The organism is Sedimentimonas flavescens (genome assembly GCF_019264375.1).
Taxonomy (GTDB): Bacteria; Pseudomonadota; Alphaproteobacteria; order Rhodobacterales; family Rhodobacteraceae; genus Rhodobacter; species Rhodobacter flavescens.
This window is the reverse complement of sequence record NZ_JAHVAI010000012.1, coordinates 17,667-33,258: the sequence shown is the minus strand read 5'-3', so window position 1 is coordinate 33,258 and position 15,592 is coordinate 17,667. Positions and strand designations below refer to the sequence as shown.

Below are 15,592 nucleotides of genomic sequence, written 5' to 3'. Positions count from 1 at the left end.
GAACCGCGCGCTCTAAGGCAATCTTGCGGATGAGCCGCGCTTTGCGTAGGCCTTTGGCAAGTGGCCGCGCTGAGCGCCTATCTGAAAGGGTAAGTCGATGATCCTGTGCTGTGGTGAGGCCCTGATTGACATGATCCCGGCTCACACCGCCGAGGGCGGCAACGCCTTTGCGCCCCATTCGGGCGGCGCGGTGTTCAATACCGCCATCGCGCTTGGCCGCCTTGGCGCCGACGTCGGCATGCTGACGGGCCTCTCGACCGATCTTTTCGGCGCGCAACTGGCCTCCGCGCTGGCGGCAAGCGGGGTGGATGCCTCGCAGGTGATCTACTCGGACCGGCTGACGACGCTGGCCTTCGTGCAACTGCGCGAGGGCCATGCAAGCTACACCTTCTACGACGAGAACTCGGCCGGGCGGATGATCGCGCCCGAGGATCTGCCAAGCCTGCCGGACAGGGTGGACGCGCTTTTCTTCGGTGGTATCAGCCTTGCCTGCGAGCCGGGGGCCGAGGCCTATGCGGCCTTGCTCGAACGCGAGGGCGCAACCCGCGCGGTGATGATCGACCCGAATATCCGCCCCGGTTTCATTCGCGATGAGGCGGCCTTCCGTGCGCGGCTCGACCGGATGTTTGCAAGGGCTGACATCGTGAAGGTCTCGGACGAGGATCTGCACTGGCTGATCCCCGGCCCCGGAGGGCTGGCCGAGAAGGCCGTGTTGTTGCAGGCGCATGGGCCCGCGCTGGTGCTGGTGACGCGCGGGGGCGAAGGGGCTATGGCCTGGACGGCGGACGGGACCGAGGTCAGCATCGCGGCGAACAAGGTCGCCGTCGTCGATACGGTCGGCGCGGGCGATACGTTCAACGCCGGTGTGCTCGACCGGTTGGCCAGTTTCGGCCTGCTGAGCAAGGCCGGGGTGCGCGGGGTCGGACCGGAGGCGTTGCGCACCGCGCTGGCCTTTGGTGCGCGCGTCGCGGGGATCACCGTCAGCCGCGCGGGCGCGAACCCGCCCTGGCGCGAGGAACTTTAGTAACCCCGGTCGCGATCGACGCGGTTGAGGAATGGCTCGCCCGCCTCGCCGCGCCGGATGTTCTCGACAATGACCCGCGCGGCCGAGGAGGGCCGTGTTTCAGCGGCGATGTGGGGGGTGACGGTGACGTGCGGATGCGCCCAATAGGGGTGCTCGGGCGGCAGGGGCTCAATGCGGAACACGTCCAGCGTCGCCTGACCGATCTGCCCGGAGTCGAGCGCCGCCAGAAGCGCGTCATCGTCGATCATATTGCCACGGCCCGGGTTCAGGATCACCGCGCCACGCGGCATCTGCGCAAGCGTCTCGGCGTTCAGAAGGTTGGTGGTCTCGGGCGTGTTGGGCAGGATCGTGACAAGGATCTCGGCGCGGGCAAGCGCCTTGCGCAGGCCGTCCGTGCCGGACAGGCAGTCGACGCCAGTGATCTCTTTCGGTGTCCGGCTCCAGCCGCTGACCCGAAAACCAAGGCTTGCCAGCGTGCGCGCGCAGGCCGCGCCAAGCGCCCCAAGCCCCAGGATCACGACGGAACGTTCGGGCGCGAGCGGCGGGGCGATCTGCTCCCACTTTCCGCTTTGGTCGAGGATGTGCTTGTCCATCCCGAGATGGGCGCGCAGCACATGGCCAGTGACCCATTCGATCATGCCGCGCTCCAGCCCCTCATCGACCATGCGGCAAAGCGGTTGGGTCAGGGTGGCGTTGCCGACAACGCGCTCGACCCCGGCCCAGAGGCTCAGGACCGCCTTGGCGCGGATGAAGGGCGTGAAATCCTGCACCGGGCCGGTCGGCGCATAGACGATGTAATCCACGGCCTCGGGCGCGACCTCGCCGGGTAGCGCAAGGCGCGCGGCAATGCCCGCCTCGGCCAGCGCGGTGCTGAGGGCGGGTTGATAGACGGGCCACATCTTGGCCGCGCCATCGTAAAGGATCGTCAGCATCTTACCTCGGGCGATGGATATGCGCGCTCTGCACCAGCCCGAAGGCGGCCAGAAGGATCATCATCGCCGTCCCGCCGTAGGACACAAGGGGTAATGGCACGCCCACCACCGGCAAGAGCCCCATCACCATGCCCATGTTGATCGCGAAGAAGAAAAAGAACGTCCCCGCGATGCCCAATGTCAGCAGGCTTGAGAAGCGATCCTTGTTGATCAGCGCGGCATAGATGCAAAAAGCGATGATCCCGGCGTAGAGCATCAGGAGCGAGAAGGCCCCGGCAAAGCCGAACTCCTCCGCGAGTGTGGTAAAGATGAAATCGGTGTGCTTCTCGGGCAGGAAGTTGAGCCGCGACTGGGTGCCCTGCATGAAGCCGCGCCCCGACCAGCCGCCCGAACCAAGCGCGATCTGCGCCTGCGTGATGTTGTAGCCGGCGCCAAGCGGGTCGGCCGAGGGGTCGAGGAAGGTGTCGATCCGCTTGAACTGGTAGTCGTGCAGCAACTGCCAGTCGGTCCCGCGGCTTTCCAGAACGCCGAAAACCAGCGCCACGACCAGCGCGATGACGGTGCCGAAATACCAGAGGCTGACCCCGGCGGCGAACATGACAAAACCGCCGCCCAGAACCAGCATCACCGCCGTGCCGAGGTCGGGCTGGGTCAGCACGAGGAATGTCGGCACGAGGATGATCGCCACCGGGATCAGCACCCAAAGCGGGCGCGAGACCTTCTTGACGCCGAGCCAGTCGTAATAGGCCGCCAGGAACATCACGAGGGCGATCTTCATCAACTCGGAAGGTTGCAGGCGGATCGGGCCAAGCACGAGCCAGCGCTGCGCCCCCATGCCGATGTCGCCGAAGAACTCGACCGCCACCAGCAAAAGCAGCGCGAACAGATAGGCCAGCGCCGAGATGTTGCGCCAGAACCAGATCGGGGTGAAGCCCACGATCAGCATCGCGATCATGCCGACGGCAAAGCGTTTCATCTGCGGTTCGGCCCAGGTCTCGGCATCTCCGCCCGCGACCGAGTAGAGCATCAGGAACCCGAAGCTCGCCACCGCTGACAGCAGGATGATGAGCGGCCAGTTCAGGTAAAGCACCTTGCGCAGGCCGGTCGGCACCGTCTTGAGATTGCTTTCGAGATAGCTCATCCCATTCCCCCTCAGGCCCGGCTCTTGCCGCTCGTGGTGACCGTCTCGGGGTCGATCAGTTGCATTTCGTCCAGCCGGGTCTTGATCGTGCCGCGCTGCTCGGTCGGGTAGGCAGCCAGCGGAGGCAGCCCGTTGTTCAGGGCAAACAGCATGATGTCGCGCGCGATCGGTGCGGCCGCAGCCGAGCCGCCGCCGCCGTGCTCAACGATCAGCGCGACCGCGTACTTTGGGTTGTCCGCCGGCGCATAGCAGACAAACAGCGCGTGGTCGCGCTGCTCCCACGGGACTTCCTTGTTATCGACCACGGCAGAGCGCACCTGGCTTGTGCCGGTCTTGCCGGCCATTCTCCACTCGGCAGCGACGATGCGCGATCCACGTGCCGTGCCGCGCGAACCGTTGATCACCGCGTCCATCCCGCGCCGCACCTGCTCGAGCCAGCCCGGTTGCAGATCCAAAGGCGGAGCCTCGGTCAGCGGCTCCTCAACTCCGTCGCGCGACAGGATCAGGCGCGGCTTGATCGCGCGGCCCGTCGCGATGCGCGAGGTCATCACCGCCAGTTGTAGCGGCGAGGCCAGCACATAGCCCTGCCCGATGGACGAGTTGATCGTGTCGCCGATCCGCCATTCCTTGCCGTAGCGCTCCTGCTTCCAGGCCTTGGTGGGGGCGATCCCCTCGGCCACCGCCGACATCGGCAGATCGTGGCGTGTGCCAAGGCCGAGTTTGCGCGCCATCTCGGCGATCTTGTCGATGCCGATCTTCTGCGCGACCTCGTAGTAGAAGACGTCGCAGGATTGCTCGAGGCTTTGCACCACATTCACGCGGCCATGGCCCACGCGCTTCCAGCAGTGAAAGCGCCGCCCGCCCATCTCGATATGGCCGGGGCAATAGACGGTCTCCTCGGGGCCGATGACGCCGCCTTCAAGTGCCGCGAGCACCGTCACCATCTTGAAGGTCGAGCCGGGCGGGTAGAGGCCCTGCACCGTCTTGTCCGCAAGCGGTCGGTGATCGTCACTGGTCAGCGTGCGGTAATCCGCAGACGAGATCCCGCGCACGAAGAGATTGGGGTCGAAGGACGGTGCCGAGGTGATCGCCAGGATATCGCCATTGGTCACATCCATCACCACGGCGGCGGCGGACTCCTCGCCAAGCCGCTGGTGTGCGAAGTTTTGCAGCCGGTAATCGAGCGTCAGTTGCAGGTTCACGCCGGGGTCGCCCTCGCGGCGGTCCAGCTCGCGCATCTCGCGGCCAGCGCTGTTCACCTCAACCCGGCGCTGGCCCGCATGGCCGCGCAGATCGTCCTCAAGCTTGGCCTCGACGCCCAGCTTGCCAAGCTGGAACTTGGGAATACGCAATAGCGGGTCCGGGTCGGCGATCTGGCTGAGGTCGTAATCCGAGACCGGGCCGACATAGCCGATGACATGGGCAAAATCGCCCCGCTGCGGATAAAGCCGCGACAGGCCCACATCCGGCGTCACGCCGGGCAGGGCGGGGGCATTGACGGCCACGCGCGAGAACTCCTCCCAGCTCAGCCGGTCGGCGACGGTCACCGGCGCGTGCGGCGGGCGGCGCTTGATCTCGGCCAGAACCTCGGCGGCCTCTTCGTCGGTGATCGCGATCAGGCGGCGCAGATCGGCCAGAAGCTGCTCGACATCGCCGGCATCCTCGCGGGTGATCGTCACGCGGTAGTTCTGCTCGTTCCCCGCGATGATCGTGCCGTTGCGGTCATGGATCAGGCCGCGGGCGGGCGGGATAAGGCGGATCTTGACCGAGTTGCCCTCGGCCAGCAGGCGGTATTCGTCGGCCTGCTCCAGCTGCATCTTGCGCATCCTGAGCCCAAGCGTGGCGACGATTGCCGCCTGCGCCGCGCCCAGCATCAACCCGCGACGGGTGATCGTCGAGCGGCTTTCCTGCGTCTGTTTTTCCGAGTGTCTCATTCCCGCGCCCTCACAGCCGATGCCCGAGCGGGTCGATCTCGCCCGGTGCGGCGCGGCGCAACCCGAAGGCAAGCCGCGACAGGGCGACGACGAAAGGATAGGCGATCAGGGTCATCACCAGCCGCAGCAGTTCAAGGCCAAGGGCAGGCTGATCGACCATGGCAAGGCCCAGGATCATGCGATTCAAAAGCAGCATCGCGACCATCACGCCCGCCACCAGCGCCATTTCCAGCAGGAAGGGCAGGTCGCGCGTGGCGCCTTCGCGGGCGCGCAGGAATTCGGTCCCGACAAGGACGATCAGCGCCCAGAGGCCCACGGGGCGCCAGAACATCAGGTCTTCGAGCAGGAAGGCCCCGGCGATCAGTAGGGCGGGCACGTAATCGGGACGGCGCAGAACCCAGGCCAGCGTCAGCGCGAGCGTCAGGTCGGGGCCGGGGATGCCAGTGGCCATCGGGTTGACCGGCAGCAGACGCAGGAACAGGATCGCCGCCACCAGCCCGACATAGAGCGCGCGATGCAAGATCCGGCGTCTGGTCAGCGGATCAACCATTGCCGCCCTCCGACATCTCGATCGTTGCGGGCGGTGGCGGGATCAGTGGGCCCGCGTCCTGCAACTGCTCGGCCGGGTGCGAGCGCAGCACGCGCAGGAAATCGAGCCGCTCGTAATCGGCCGAGAGGCGCACGCGCAGGCGCCGGTCCTGACCCTGCATCACCTGGCCAACCAGAAGGCCCGCCGGAAAAACGCCGCCATCGCCCGACGAGATCACGCGGTCGCCGGGGCGGATCTGGTCAGGGTTTTCAAGGAAGTCGAGCGGCGGGAAGGGCGAGTTGTCACCCGTCAGGATCGACCGCTGCCCCGAGGGCTGGATCGTGACCGGGATGCGCGACGAGGAATCGGTCAGCAGCACCACGCGGCTTGTCGTGCGCCCGACGCCCGAGATGCGGCCCACCAGCCCCAGCCCGTCCATCGTCGCCCAGCCATCCACGATCCCGTCGCGCGAGCCCACATTGAGCAGGACCGACTGCCGGAACGGGCTGCCCGAATCCGCAAGCACCACACCCGAAACCGAGGTCAGCTTGGGATCAAGCCGCACCTGGTTCTGTGCCAAGAGCTTGGCGTTTTGCTGTTCCAGCTGAACGGCGGCCTCTTTCCAGGATTTCATCTGCTGCAACTCGCGGCGCAGCTCCTGGTTCTGCTCGTAGATGCGCGCGTAGGAGCGGAAGCCTTCGACCATGCCGAGCACATTCGTCACCGGGACCATGGCCCAGTCGAAGGTCGGAACGAAACGGTCAATGAAACTGGCGCGGAAGCGTTCAACCCGCGGGCTGTCGATGCGCCAGACAAGGAAGGTCGCGGCCAGCACGAGGATCAGCGCCGCAATGCCGATGCGGCGCAGGGGGCCTGCGTAATCCTGATCGTCCCGATTGCGTGCCAATCGCGCCTCCGCCTAGGGGGGGCAAGCCCCCCGTCCGCTGACGGTGTCAGCTGTCGTAGTCGATCACATGCCGAAGTTGCTTTTCGTATTCCAGTGCCTTCCCGGTGCCGAGCGCAACACAATTCAGCGATTGGTCGGCGATCGAGATCGACAGGCCGGTCTGCTCGCGCAGGCTCAGGTCCAACTCGCCCAGAAGCGCGCCGCCACCGGTCAGCATCACGCCGCGATCCACGATGTCGGCCGCCAGGTCGGGCGGGGTGGTCTCAAGCGCCTGCATCACCGCGTCGCAGATCTGCTGAACCGGCTCCGAGAGGGCCTCGGCGACCTGCGCCTGGGTGATTTCGACTTCCTTCGGCACACCGTTGAGCAGGTCGCGCCCGCGCACCATCAGGCTGGCGCCGCGGCCGTCGTCGGGCATCCGCGCGGTGCCGATGGTGGTCTTGATCCGCTCGGCGGTGGATTCGCCGACCAGAAGGTTCTGGTTGCGGCGCAGGTAGGAAATGATCGCCTCGTCCATACGGTCGCCGCCAACGCGGACCGAGCGCGCGTAGACGATGTCACCCAGCGAAAGCACCGCCACTTCGGTGGTGCCGCCGCCGATATCGACAACCATCGAGCCGGTGGGATCGGTGATCGGCATACCCGCGCCGATAGCCGCAGCGATGGGCTCCGCGATCAGGCCGGCGCGGCGGGCGCCTGCCGACAGGACCGACTGACGGATCGCGCGCTTTTCAACCGGGGTTGCGCCATGCGGCACGCAGACAATGACCTTGGGTTTCGAGAGGGTCGAGCGTTTGTGGACCTTGCGGATGAAGTGCTTGATCATCTCTTCGGCGCTGTCGAAGTCGGCGATGACCCCGTCGCGCATCGGACGGATCGCCTCGATCGAGCCGGGAGTGCGCCCGAGCATCAGCTTGGCGTCCTCGCCCACGGCCAGAACCTGCTTCTTGCCGTCCTTGACGTGGTAGGCCACCACCGAGGGCTCGTTGAGGATGATCCCCTTGCCCTTCACATAGACCAGCGTGTTCGCCGTCCCGAGGTCGATTGCCATGTCAGAGGAGAAGATCCCGCCCAGACCCATCATTTTACCCATCCCAATAGAATCATGCCCCGACTCGTGTCCGAGCGGGTTTCAGTCCGTATAGGCAAAGCGCCGCAAATGCGGAAGCCGAATCCCTGTCGCACCGGGGCAGGCACGCGGCATTCCGCGTATCGACTGGGCAAGGTTTTCGGTTTTGCAACTTTTCGGTGGCTCTGAGTGCCTTCATGGTCTCAAAAATTGATGATTTCCAACATCTCACGAAACCGTGCGCCAAACGGCCGATTTCAGGGTGGCGCTACGGAAGTTTTCATTTTCGAACCAACGCCCGCGCAGGAAAAAGGCGCCGTGCAGGGATCTGCACGGCGCCCGAGGGTCGAAAATTCGCTCAGAGTTTGTAGCTGATCGATTTCACGTCGGCATCCGGCGCGGTCTTCTGGCTGCGCACGCGCAGGCGGTTCAGCGCGCCGACATAGGCCTTGACCGAGGCCAGGATCGTGTCGGTATCTGCAGCCGAGCCGGTCACGATGCGACCGTCCTCTTCCATGCGAACCGAGACGGTGGCCTGCGCGTCGGTGCCCTCGGTCACGGCATGGACCTGATAGAGCTTGAGCCGCGCGGTCGTCGGATAGATCGTCTTGACGCAGTTGAACACCGCATCGACGGGGCCGTCGCCTTCGCACTTGGCCGATTTCTCGACGTTGTCGACCAGCATCTTCAACTCGGCTTCCTGACCGTCCGAACCGCAAACCACGCGCAGCCACTTGACCTGCAGATAGTCGGTGTCGGTATTGGCCGCCGAGTCCGACATCAGCGCGATCAGGTCATCGTCGTAGATTTCCTTCTTGCGGTCGGCCAGCGCCTTGAAGCGCACGAACACATCGTTGAGCTGGTTATCGGCCAGTTCAAAGCCCAGGTCCTGCAGCTTGGAGCGCAGCGCCGCACGGCCCGAGTGCTTGCCCATGGCGATGTTCGTCTCGGTGATGCCGATGTCGGCGGGCTTCATGATCTCGAAGGTCTCGACGTTCTTCAGCACGCCGTCCTGGTGAATGCCCGATTCATGCAAGAAGGCGTTCTTGCCGACGATGGCCTTGTTGAACTGCACCGGGAAGCCCGAGACCTGGCTGACGCGGCGCGAGATGCCCATGATCTTGGTGGTGTCGATCCGGGTGGTGAAGGGCATCAGATCCTTGCGCACCTTGATCGCCATCACGACCTCTTCGAGGGCCGTGTTGCCTGCGCGCTCGCCCAGGCCGTTGATCGTGCATTCGATCTGGCGTGCCCCGGCCGAGACCGCCGCCAGCGCGTTCGCCGTCGCCATGCCGAGGTCGTTGTGACAGTGGGTGGCGAAGATCACCTGATCGGCGCCCGGCACCTTTTCCAGCAGCATCGCGATGATGTCGGCCGATTCCTGCGGCAGGGTGTAGCCCACCGTGTCGGGGATGTTGATCGTGGTCGCACCGGCCTTGATCGCGGTTTCCACCACGCGGCACAGATAGTCACGCTCGGTCCGGATGGCGTCCATCGCCGACCACTGCACATCCTCGCACAGGTTGCGGGCATGGGTGACGGTTTCATGGATGCGGGCAATCATCTCGTCCTGATCGAGGTTGGTGATGCCCCGGTGCAGCGGCGAGGTGCCGATGAATGTATGGATGCGCGGCCGCTTGGCGTGGCGCACGGCCTCCCAGCAGCGGTCGATATCCTTGTAGTTCGCGCGGCTCAGGCCGCAGATCACCGAGTTCCTGGCGTTCTTCGCGATGTCCGAGACCGCTTCGAAGTCACCCTCGGAGGCGATCGGGAAGCCCGCTTCGATGACATCGACGCCCATGTCGTCGAGCAGCTGCGCGATTTCCAGCTTCTCGTCATGGGTCATGGTCGCGCCGGGCGACTGTTCGCCGTCGCGCAGGGTGGTGTCGAAAATCAGAACTCGGGAATTATCAGTCATATTCTGGGCCATGGGATTGTCTCTTCGTCATTTTCCTTAGCGTCATGGGACCCCGAAGGCCAGCACTCGCTTGGGCTTCGGGAGCTTCGGGCGCTGGATACCCCTGAGCGGTCGCGCCCGAGGGCACGCTCAGAGGCTGCTAAGAAGAAGGAGACCACGGACGGACAGGCCGGGGGCGAAGGCCCCGGTACGGTCGGTCGAAATGTTCATCATCCGTGTCATGGGGTGGGACTATAGGGCGTCGAGCGCGATTGAAAAGCGAAAAATGCGGCCCGCTCGGCGCGGGCGGTCTGTCGCGGCATGATCCGCGACAGAGGCAATGCGTGGGGCTCAGTTCCCGGCGGGGGCGGGGGCTGCTTCGACCGGGGCCTGCTCGGCTTCGGTCGGGGCGGGGGCTTCCTCGGTCAGCACGTTTTCGTTCCAGGTGCCCGAGGCAACCTCGCCCGAGGCATAGCGCATCACGCCCTTGCCCTGTCGCTTGCCCATGACGAAGGTGCCCTCATAGACGTCGCCATTGGCGTAGGTGGCCACGCCCTCGCCGTCGATCTCACCATTGCGCCAGCCGCCCTCATAGGTGAAGCCGCCGGGCATGGTGATCTTGCCCTGGCCCGAGCGTTGGCCCGCGTCGAAATTGCCCTCGTAGACCGTGCCGTCCGAATAGGTCGCGCGGCCCTGCCCATGGCGCTGGCCGTCGGCCCACTGGCCCTCATAGATGTAGCCGTCGGGATAGGTCATCTTGCCCATGCCGTGGTTGCGCGCGGCGAGGAACTGGCCCTCGTAGACCAGCCCGTTGGCATAGCGCGCAACGCCGGTGCCCTCGATCACGCCCGCCTGCCAGTCGCCCTCGTAGGTCGAACCGTCGGGGTAGGTGATCAGCCCCTTGCCCTGCGGCAGGTCGTTGAGGAACTGCCCGGCATAGACCGAGCCATCGGGGTAGGTCACGGTGCCGGAGCCCTCGATCCGACCCTCAAACCAGTCGCCATCGTAGATATAGCCGTCGGTGCCGCGGAACACGCCCTTGCCCTGGCGGCGGTCGGCGACAAATCCGCCCTCGTAGACATCGCCATTCGCATAGGTGACCTTGCCCGGTCCCTCGCGCTTGCCCGCGGCCATGGCGCCTTCGAAGACATCGCCATTGCTCTGCACAAGGCGGCCAGCGCCGTCCATTTGGCCCTCTTTCCAGCCGCCCTCGTAGGTCAGCCCGTCGGCCATGGTCAGCTTGCCTTGCCCGGCGCGCAGCCCGGCCAGCATGGCGCCCTCGTAAACCGCGCCATCGGGGTAGCTGATCTTGCCCGTGCCTTGCTTGACGCCCGCGACCCAGTCGCCCTCGTAGCGGTAGCCATCGGGGCCGGTAAGCACGCCCTTGCCGTCATGCAACGCGTTCTTGAAGCTGCCGGTGTAGGTGGTGCCGTTCGAATAGGTCGCAACACCCTCTCCGGTGATCTGGCCCGCGACCCAGTCGCCTTCATAGGTGCCGCCATCAGCGAAGGTGATCTTGCCCTTGCCGTTCGGCTCGCCCTTGGTGAACTGACCCTCGTAGACCGAGCCGTTGGGGAATTTCGCGCGGCCCTGGCCCAGGATCTCACCCATGACCCAGTCGCCTTCGTATTCATAGCCCGAGGGCAGGCGGTAGCTGCCGGTGCCGTGCTGCTTGCCGTCCTTGAAGGTGCCCTCATAGACGCCGCCGTCGTCATATTGCTTGGTGATGACGTCCTGCGCCGCCACGCTCAGCGGTAGCGATGCCGCAAGGCCCGAGAGTGCCAGTGCCAGACCATATGCCCGGAAGTGACCGACTCTGCTGCCGTTGCCTGCCATGCGTGCCCCCTATCAATCTTGGCCCCTGGCCTGCTCTGCCCGGGCGTGCACAGCCTAAAGGCAGCTTCGGGCCGAGACAAGCGCTCCGCGGAGCCTCGCGGGTGCCAAGCCTTGCCGAACGGGGCAAAATTGACGCAGCCTGCCTTTCAACCGCTCGGCCTTGGCGCTAAACCAAGCCAGACGTGTAAGAGGAGCCGCCGATGGCCGAGACATTTCGCCTGACCCTTGCCCAGTTGAACGCCACCGTGGGCGCGTTTGGGGCCAATGCCGACAAGGCGCTGGCCGCCTGGCAAGAGGGCAAGCGCGCCGGGGCGCAGATGGTGGCCCTGCCCGAGATGTTCCTGACCGGCTACCAGACGCAGGATCTGGTGCTCAAACCCGCCTTCGTGCGCGACGCGATGGCGGCGATGGAGGCTCTGGCGGCGAAGATCACCGATGGTCCCGCGCTTGGGATCGGCGGGCCGTACTGGGACGAGAGCGGGCAATACAACGCTTACTGGATTTTGCAGGAGGGCAAGGTGGTGGCCCGGCTGCTCAAGCATCACCTGCCATATGAGGACGTCTTCGACGAGATGCGCCTGTTCGATTCGGGGCCGATCTCGGGGCCTTACCGGATCGGGCCGCTGCGCGTCGGCACGCCGGTGTGCGAGGATGCCTGGCATCCCGATGTGGCCGAGACGCTGGCCGAGACCGGAGCCGAGATCCTGTTGGTGCCGAACGGCTCGCCCTATCGCCGCCGCAAGCTTGATCTGCGGATGAATGTCGCCGTGGCGCGGGTGGTCGAGACGGGGCTGCCGCTGGTTTACCTCAACATGGTCGGCGGGCAGGATGACCAGCTTTTCGACGGCTCCAGCTTCGTTCTGAACCCGCATGGCGAGATGGCGGTGCATTTTGCGCCCTTCGACGAGGTCATCGACCATGTCGATTTTGAGCGCGGCCCCGAGGGCTGGCGCGCGCTGCCCGGCCGCAAGGACGCGCAGCCCGACGATTGGGAGCAGGACTACCGCGCCATGGTCATGGGGCTGCATGACTACCTGGCAAAGTCGGGCTTCAAGAAGGTCGTACTGGGCCTGTCGGGCGGGATCGACTCGGCGCTGGTGGCGACGATTGCGGCCGATGCGATGGGGCCCGAGAACGTGCATTGCGTCATGCTGCCCTCGCGCTTTACCTCGCAGGGTTCGCTCGATGATGCGGCGGATGCGGCGCGGCGGTTGGGCTGTCGGCTCGATACCGTGTCGATCGAGGAAAGCCGCCACGCGGTGGAGGGGGCGCTTGCGCATCTGATGGAGGGCACCAAGCCTGACGTCACCGAGGAAAACATCCAGTCGCGTCTGCGCGGCGCGATGCTGATGGCGATCTCGAACAAGTTCGGTGCGATGCTGCTGACCACGGGCAACAAATCCGAGGTCGCGGTGGGTTACTGCACCATCTATGGCGACATGGCGGGCGGCTATAACCCGCTGAAAGACCTTTATAAAACCCGCGTGTTTGAGACCTGCCGCTGGCGCAACGCCAATCACCGGCCCTGGATGAAGGGCCCGGAGGGCGAGGTCGTGCCGCCGCAGATCATCACCAAGCCGCCCTCGGCCGAGCTGCGCGAGAACCAGAAGGACCAGGACAGCCTGCCGCCCTACGAGGTGCTCGACGCGATCCTTGAGCGGCTGGTGGAAGAGGATCAGTCGGTCGAGGAGATCGTTGCCGCGGGCTTCGACCGCGCCACGGTCAAGCGCATCGAGCATCTGCTCTATATCTCGGAATGGAAGCGCTTCCAGTCGGCGCCGGGGCCGCGCCTGACGACGCGGGCCTTCTGGCTGGATCGGCGCTACCCGATGGTCAACCGCTGGCGCGACCCGAGCTGACTGCTCAGAGCGCCGAGACGGGGCTTGCAGGCAGCAGGCGCCGGACCTCACGCACTTCGCACAGGTCGGTCGCGGGGGTCATCACCGCCGCCGAGGCCGCCGCCGCGCCCCAACGCAGCGCCTCGGGCAGGGTCAGTCCGCGCGCCATCGCCAGGGTGAAGGCGCCAACGAAACTGTCGCCTGCGCCGACCTTGGAGACGACCGGCACGGGCGCGGCCTCGGCCACCCACCGCTCGGTCGCGGTGGCCAGCACGTTGCCATCGCCGCCACGCGCCACGATCACCGCCTTGGCGATCCCGCGCAGCACGAGGCTTTGCGCGAAATCGGCGCTGTCGGTGCGGTTGGGCAGCGGGCGGCGGGCCAGTTCCTCGGCCTCGATATCGTCCATCCGAAGCACGTCGGCGGGCTTGGCCCCCGCATAGAGCAGATTGTGCAGCGCGCGCCCCGAGGTGTCGAGGAAGAAGCGCGCCTTGGTCCGGGCGATCCGCGACGAGAGCCGCGCGGGGAAGTCGTCGGGCACGCCCGGCGGCTGGCTGCCCGAAAGCACGACGATCCCGTTTTCCGGAGCGGCCCGTGCGATCCGGTCAAGCGCCTTCTTCACATCGCCCGAACCCCAGGTCGGACCCGGCATGACAAAGCGATATTGCTCGCCCGTCGAGGCGTCGGTGACGGTCAGGCTTTGGCGCGTCTCGGCCGGGGCGCGAAAGGGATAGAGGCCGATCCCTTGCTCGGCCAGCAGGTGCATGACCTTGTCGCCCGTGGGGCCGCCAAGCGCCACGAAGGCGGTGGAGTGGCCGCCCAGAACGGTGATCGCGCGGCTGACGTTGATGCCGCCGCCGCCCGGGTCCTCGTCGGGTCGCGAACAGCGCAGCTTGCGGTCGGGCTCGACATGCTCGGCGGTGATCGACAGATCGACCGTGGGATTGAGGGTGATGGTCAGGATCGAGGTCATGGGCGCCCCTGCACGGGTAGGTTTAGCGCAATCATGACAGGTTGGGCGCGGCGATCCAAGGGGATCGCCGCAGCGCAGAAGGTTTAAAGATCGAGCTGGTAGCTGGCGGGCACGAAGCGGAAACCGTCGTCCTTGGTCTCAAGGTACCCCACGCCCGGGAAGGGCATGTGGTAGCCCACGAAGGGCACCTTGTCGCCCGCGATGCGCCCCAGAAGGCTGCGCCGGGTCGCGGCGGCGGCGGCCTTGTCGGCGTCATAGCGCACTTCCCAGTCGGGCTTTTGCAGCGACCAGACGTGATGGTTGGCGGTGTCGGCGGTCAGCACAAGTTCGCGCCCCTCGCTTTGCAGCCAATAGGCCATGTGGCCGGGCGTATGCCCTGCGGCAAGAACCGAGGTGACGCCGGTCGCGACATCCTCTCCATCGCCGAGGAAGCGCATCTTTTCGGCCAGCGGGCGCACCTTGGCCTCGAAGCCCTCGTTCCCGGTGGCGGCCCAGTGGTCGAACTCGGCCTGGCCGGTGACATAGGTGGCATTGGCGAAGGTCGCGCCAGCATCGTCCGACAGGCCGCCGATATGGTCGGGGTGCATATGGGTCAGCACGACCGTGGTGATCGAGCCCGCGTCATGCCCGGCCGCGCCAAGCGCCGCACGGATGCCATCGGCCGAAAGCCCGGTGTCGAAAAGGATCTTCTCGCCGCCGGTTTCAACCAGCGTCGGCGTGAAGAAACTGAACGATCTGTCGGCAGGGATGAAGGCCGCCTCCGAGAGCGCCGCGAACTCCTCGGGGCTGGCATTCATCCCGAAAACACCCTGGGGTTCCTCCATCTTGCCGGTGGCCGCCAGAAGCGTGGTCACGGTGAAATTGCCAAGCATCATCCGCCGGTAAGGCGGGATTGCGGCGGGTGGGGCGGTCGTGCCCTGAGCCACTGCTGCGCGCCCGAGCAGGAGCGCAGGGGTTGCGAAAGCCAGACCGGCGGTGGCAAGGGCAGTGCGTCTGTTCAGTCGGATCGTCATGAAAAGGCCTCCCTGTTTGATGGGCAAAAGGGTAGCACCGCGCCCGCACGGGGCAAGGATTTCCTATTCCCACCAGCGGTCGATCGTGGCGATGTCATCGTCGGACCAGCCGAAATGATGCGCGAGTTCGTGGATGAAGACATGGGCAATCAACTCGTCGAGGGGCACGTCGCCGCGCGCGGCCCATTCATCGAGGATCGGGCGGCGGAACAGCCAGATCACGTCCGGTCCGCCGGGGTCCATCACCGATTTCTCGGTCATCGGGATGCCCTCGTAAAGGCCGGTCAACTCGAACGCATCCTCGATTTCCATCTCGTCGAGCAGATCCTCGGGGGCGAAATCCTCGACGCGCAGCACCACCGTCGCAGCGGGGGCGCGGAATGCCTCGGGCAGGGTTGCGCGCGCCGCTTCGGCCAGCGCCTCGAATTCCGCAAGCGTGGGCGCAAGCCGCCCGTTCCAACCGTCCATATCCAACGCCCTCCAAAGCTGCCGGCCCCTG

The 15,592-nt window shown here is 65.8% G+C and carries 13 protein-coding genes; 2 read left to right on the top strand and 11 right to left on the bottom strand.

Going from position 1 to position 15,592, the window contains the following annotated elements; all coding sequences use genetic code 11:
* Positions 1–97: 97 nt before the first annotated feature.
* Complete coding sequence (locus KTQ37_RS12255) at positions 98–1,024, top strand: carbohydrate kinase family protein (protein ID WP_218630811.1); 927 nt, start codon at positions 98–100, stop codon at positions 1,022–1,024.
* On the opposite strand, the gene KTQ37_RS12250 is transcribed toward KTQ37_RS12255, so the two are convergent.
* The 8 genes from KTQ37_RS12250 to KTQ37_RS12215 form a co-directional block, all read right to left on the bottom strand.
* Positions 1,021–1,956: a 2-hydroxyacid dehydrogenase gene (locus KTQ37_RS12250; RefSeq protein WP_218630810.1), complete on the bottom strand. Its 936-nt coding sequence runs from the start codon at positions 1,954–1,956 to the stop codon at positions 1,021–1,023. The genes KTQ37_RS12255 and KTQ37_RS12250 overlap by 4 nt on opposite strands.
* A gap of 1 nt (position 1,957) precedes the next feature.
* Complete coding sequence (rodA, locus tag KTQ37_RS12245) at positions 1,958–3,097, bottom strand: rod shape-determining protein RodA (protein ID WP_218630809.1); 1,140 nt, start codon at positions 3,095–3,097, stop codon at positions 1,958–1,960.
* Between the two features lie 11 nt (positions 3,098–3,108).
* On the bottom strand, positions 3,109–5,031 hold the full coding sequence (gene mrdA / locus KTQ37_RS12240) for a penicillin-binding protein 2 (RefSeq protein ID WP_218630808.1): 1,923 nt from the start codon (positions 5,029–5,031) through the stop codon (positions 3,109–3,111).
* 10 nt (positions 5,032–5,041) lie between these two features.
* Positions 5,042–5,581 (bottom strand): rod shape-determining protein MreD, encoded by a 540-nt coding sequence (locus KTQ37_RS12235; RefSeq protein WP_218630807.1) that lies wholly within the window; start codon positions 5,579–5,581, stop codon positions 5,042–5,044.
* Positions 5,574–6,467, bottom strand: coding sequence for a rod shape-determining protein MreC (mreC, locus tag KTQ37_RS12230; RefSeq protein ID WP_218630806.1), 894 nt, complete (start codon positions 6,465–6,467; stop codon positions 5,574–5,576). The genes KTQ37_RS12235 and mreC overlap by 8 nt, the downstream gene beginning before the upstream one ends.
* A 46-nt stretch (positions 6,468–6,513) precedes the next feature.
* Complete coding sequence (locus KTQ37_RS12225; protein ID WP_218630805.1) at positions 6,514–7,551, bottom strand: rod shape-determining protein; 1,038 nt, start codon at positions 7,549–7,551, stop codon at positions 6,514–6,516.
* A gap of 343 nt (positions 7,552–7,894) precedes the next feature.
* On the bottom strand, positions 7,895–9,454 hold the full coding sequence (locus tag KTQ37_RS12220; RefSeq protein ID WP_218630804.1) for a 2-isopropylmalate synthase: 1,560 nt from the start codon (positions 9,452–9,454) through the stop codon (positions 7,895–7,897).
* 330 nt (positions 9,455–9,784) lie between these two features.
* The gene (locus tag KTQ37_RS12215) at positions 9,785–11,269 is read right to left on the bottom strand and encodes an MORN repeat-containing protein (RefSeq protein WP_218630803.1); all 1,485 of its coding nucleotides are present in this window, start codon (positions 11,267–11,269) and stop codon (positions 9,785–9,787) included.
* A gap of 200 nt (positions 11,270–11,469) precedes the next feature.
* Between KTQ37_RS12215 and KTQ37_RS12210 the strand changes: the two genes are divergently transcribed.
* Entirely contained in the window at positions 11,470–13,128 is a 1,659-nt protein-coding gene (locus KTQ37_RS12210; RefSeq protein WP_218630802.1) for an NAD+ synthase, read from the top strand.
* Positions 13,129–13,132: 4 nt separating this feature from the next.
* Here KTQ37_RS12210 and KTQ37_RS12205 read toward each other — a convergent pair whose 3' ends face one another.
* From KTQ37_RS12205 to KTQ37_RS12195, 3 genes are all read right to left on the bottom strand, one after another.
* Positions 13,133–14,080, bottom strand: coding sequence for a 1-phosphofructokinase family hexose kinase (locus tag KTQ37_RS12205; protein WP_218630801.1), 948 nt, complete (start codon positions 14,078–14,080; stop codon positions 13,133–13,135).
* Between the two features lie 83 nt (positions 14,081–14,163).
* Positions 14,164–15,093 (bottom strand): MBL fold metallo-hydrolase, encoded by a 930-nt coding sequence (locus tag KTQ37_RS12200; protein ID WP_218630800.1) that lies wholly within the window; start codon positions 15,091–15,093, stop codon positions 14,164–14,166.
* A 63-nt stretch (positions 15,094–15,156) separates the two neighbouring features.
* Positions 15,157–15,561, bottom strand: a complete 405-nt coding sequence (locus KTQ37_RS12195) for a metallopeptidase family protein (protein ID WP_218630799.1) — start codon at positions 15,559–15,561, stop codon at positions 15,157–15,159.
* Between the last annotated feature and the right edge of the window lie 31 nt (positions 15,562–15,592).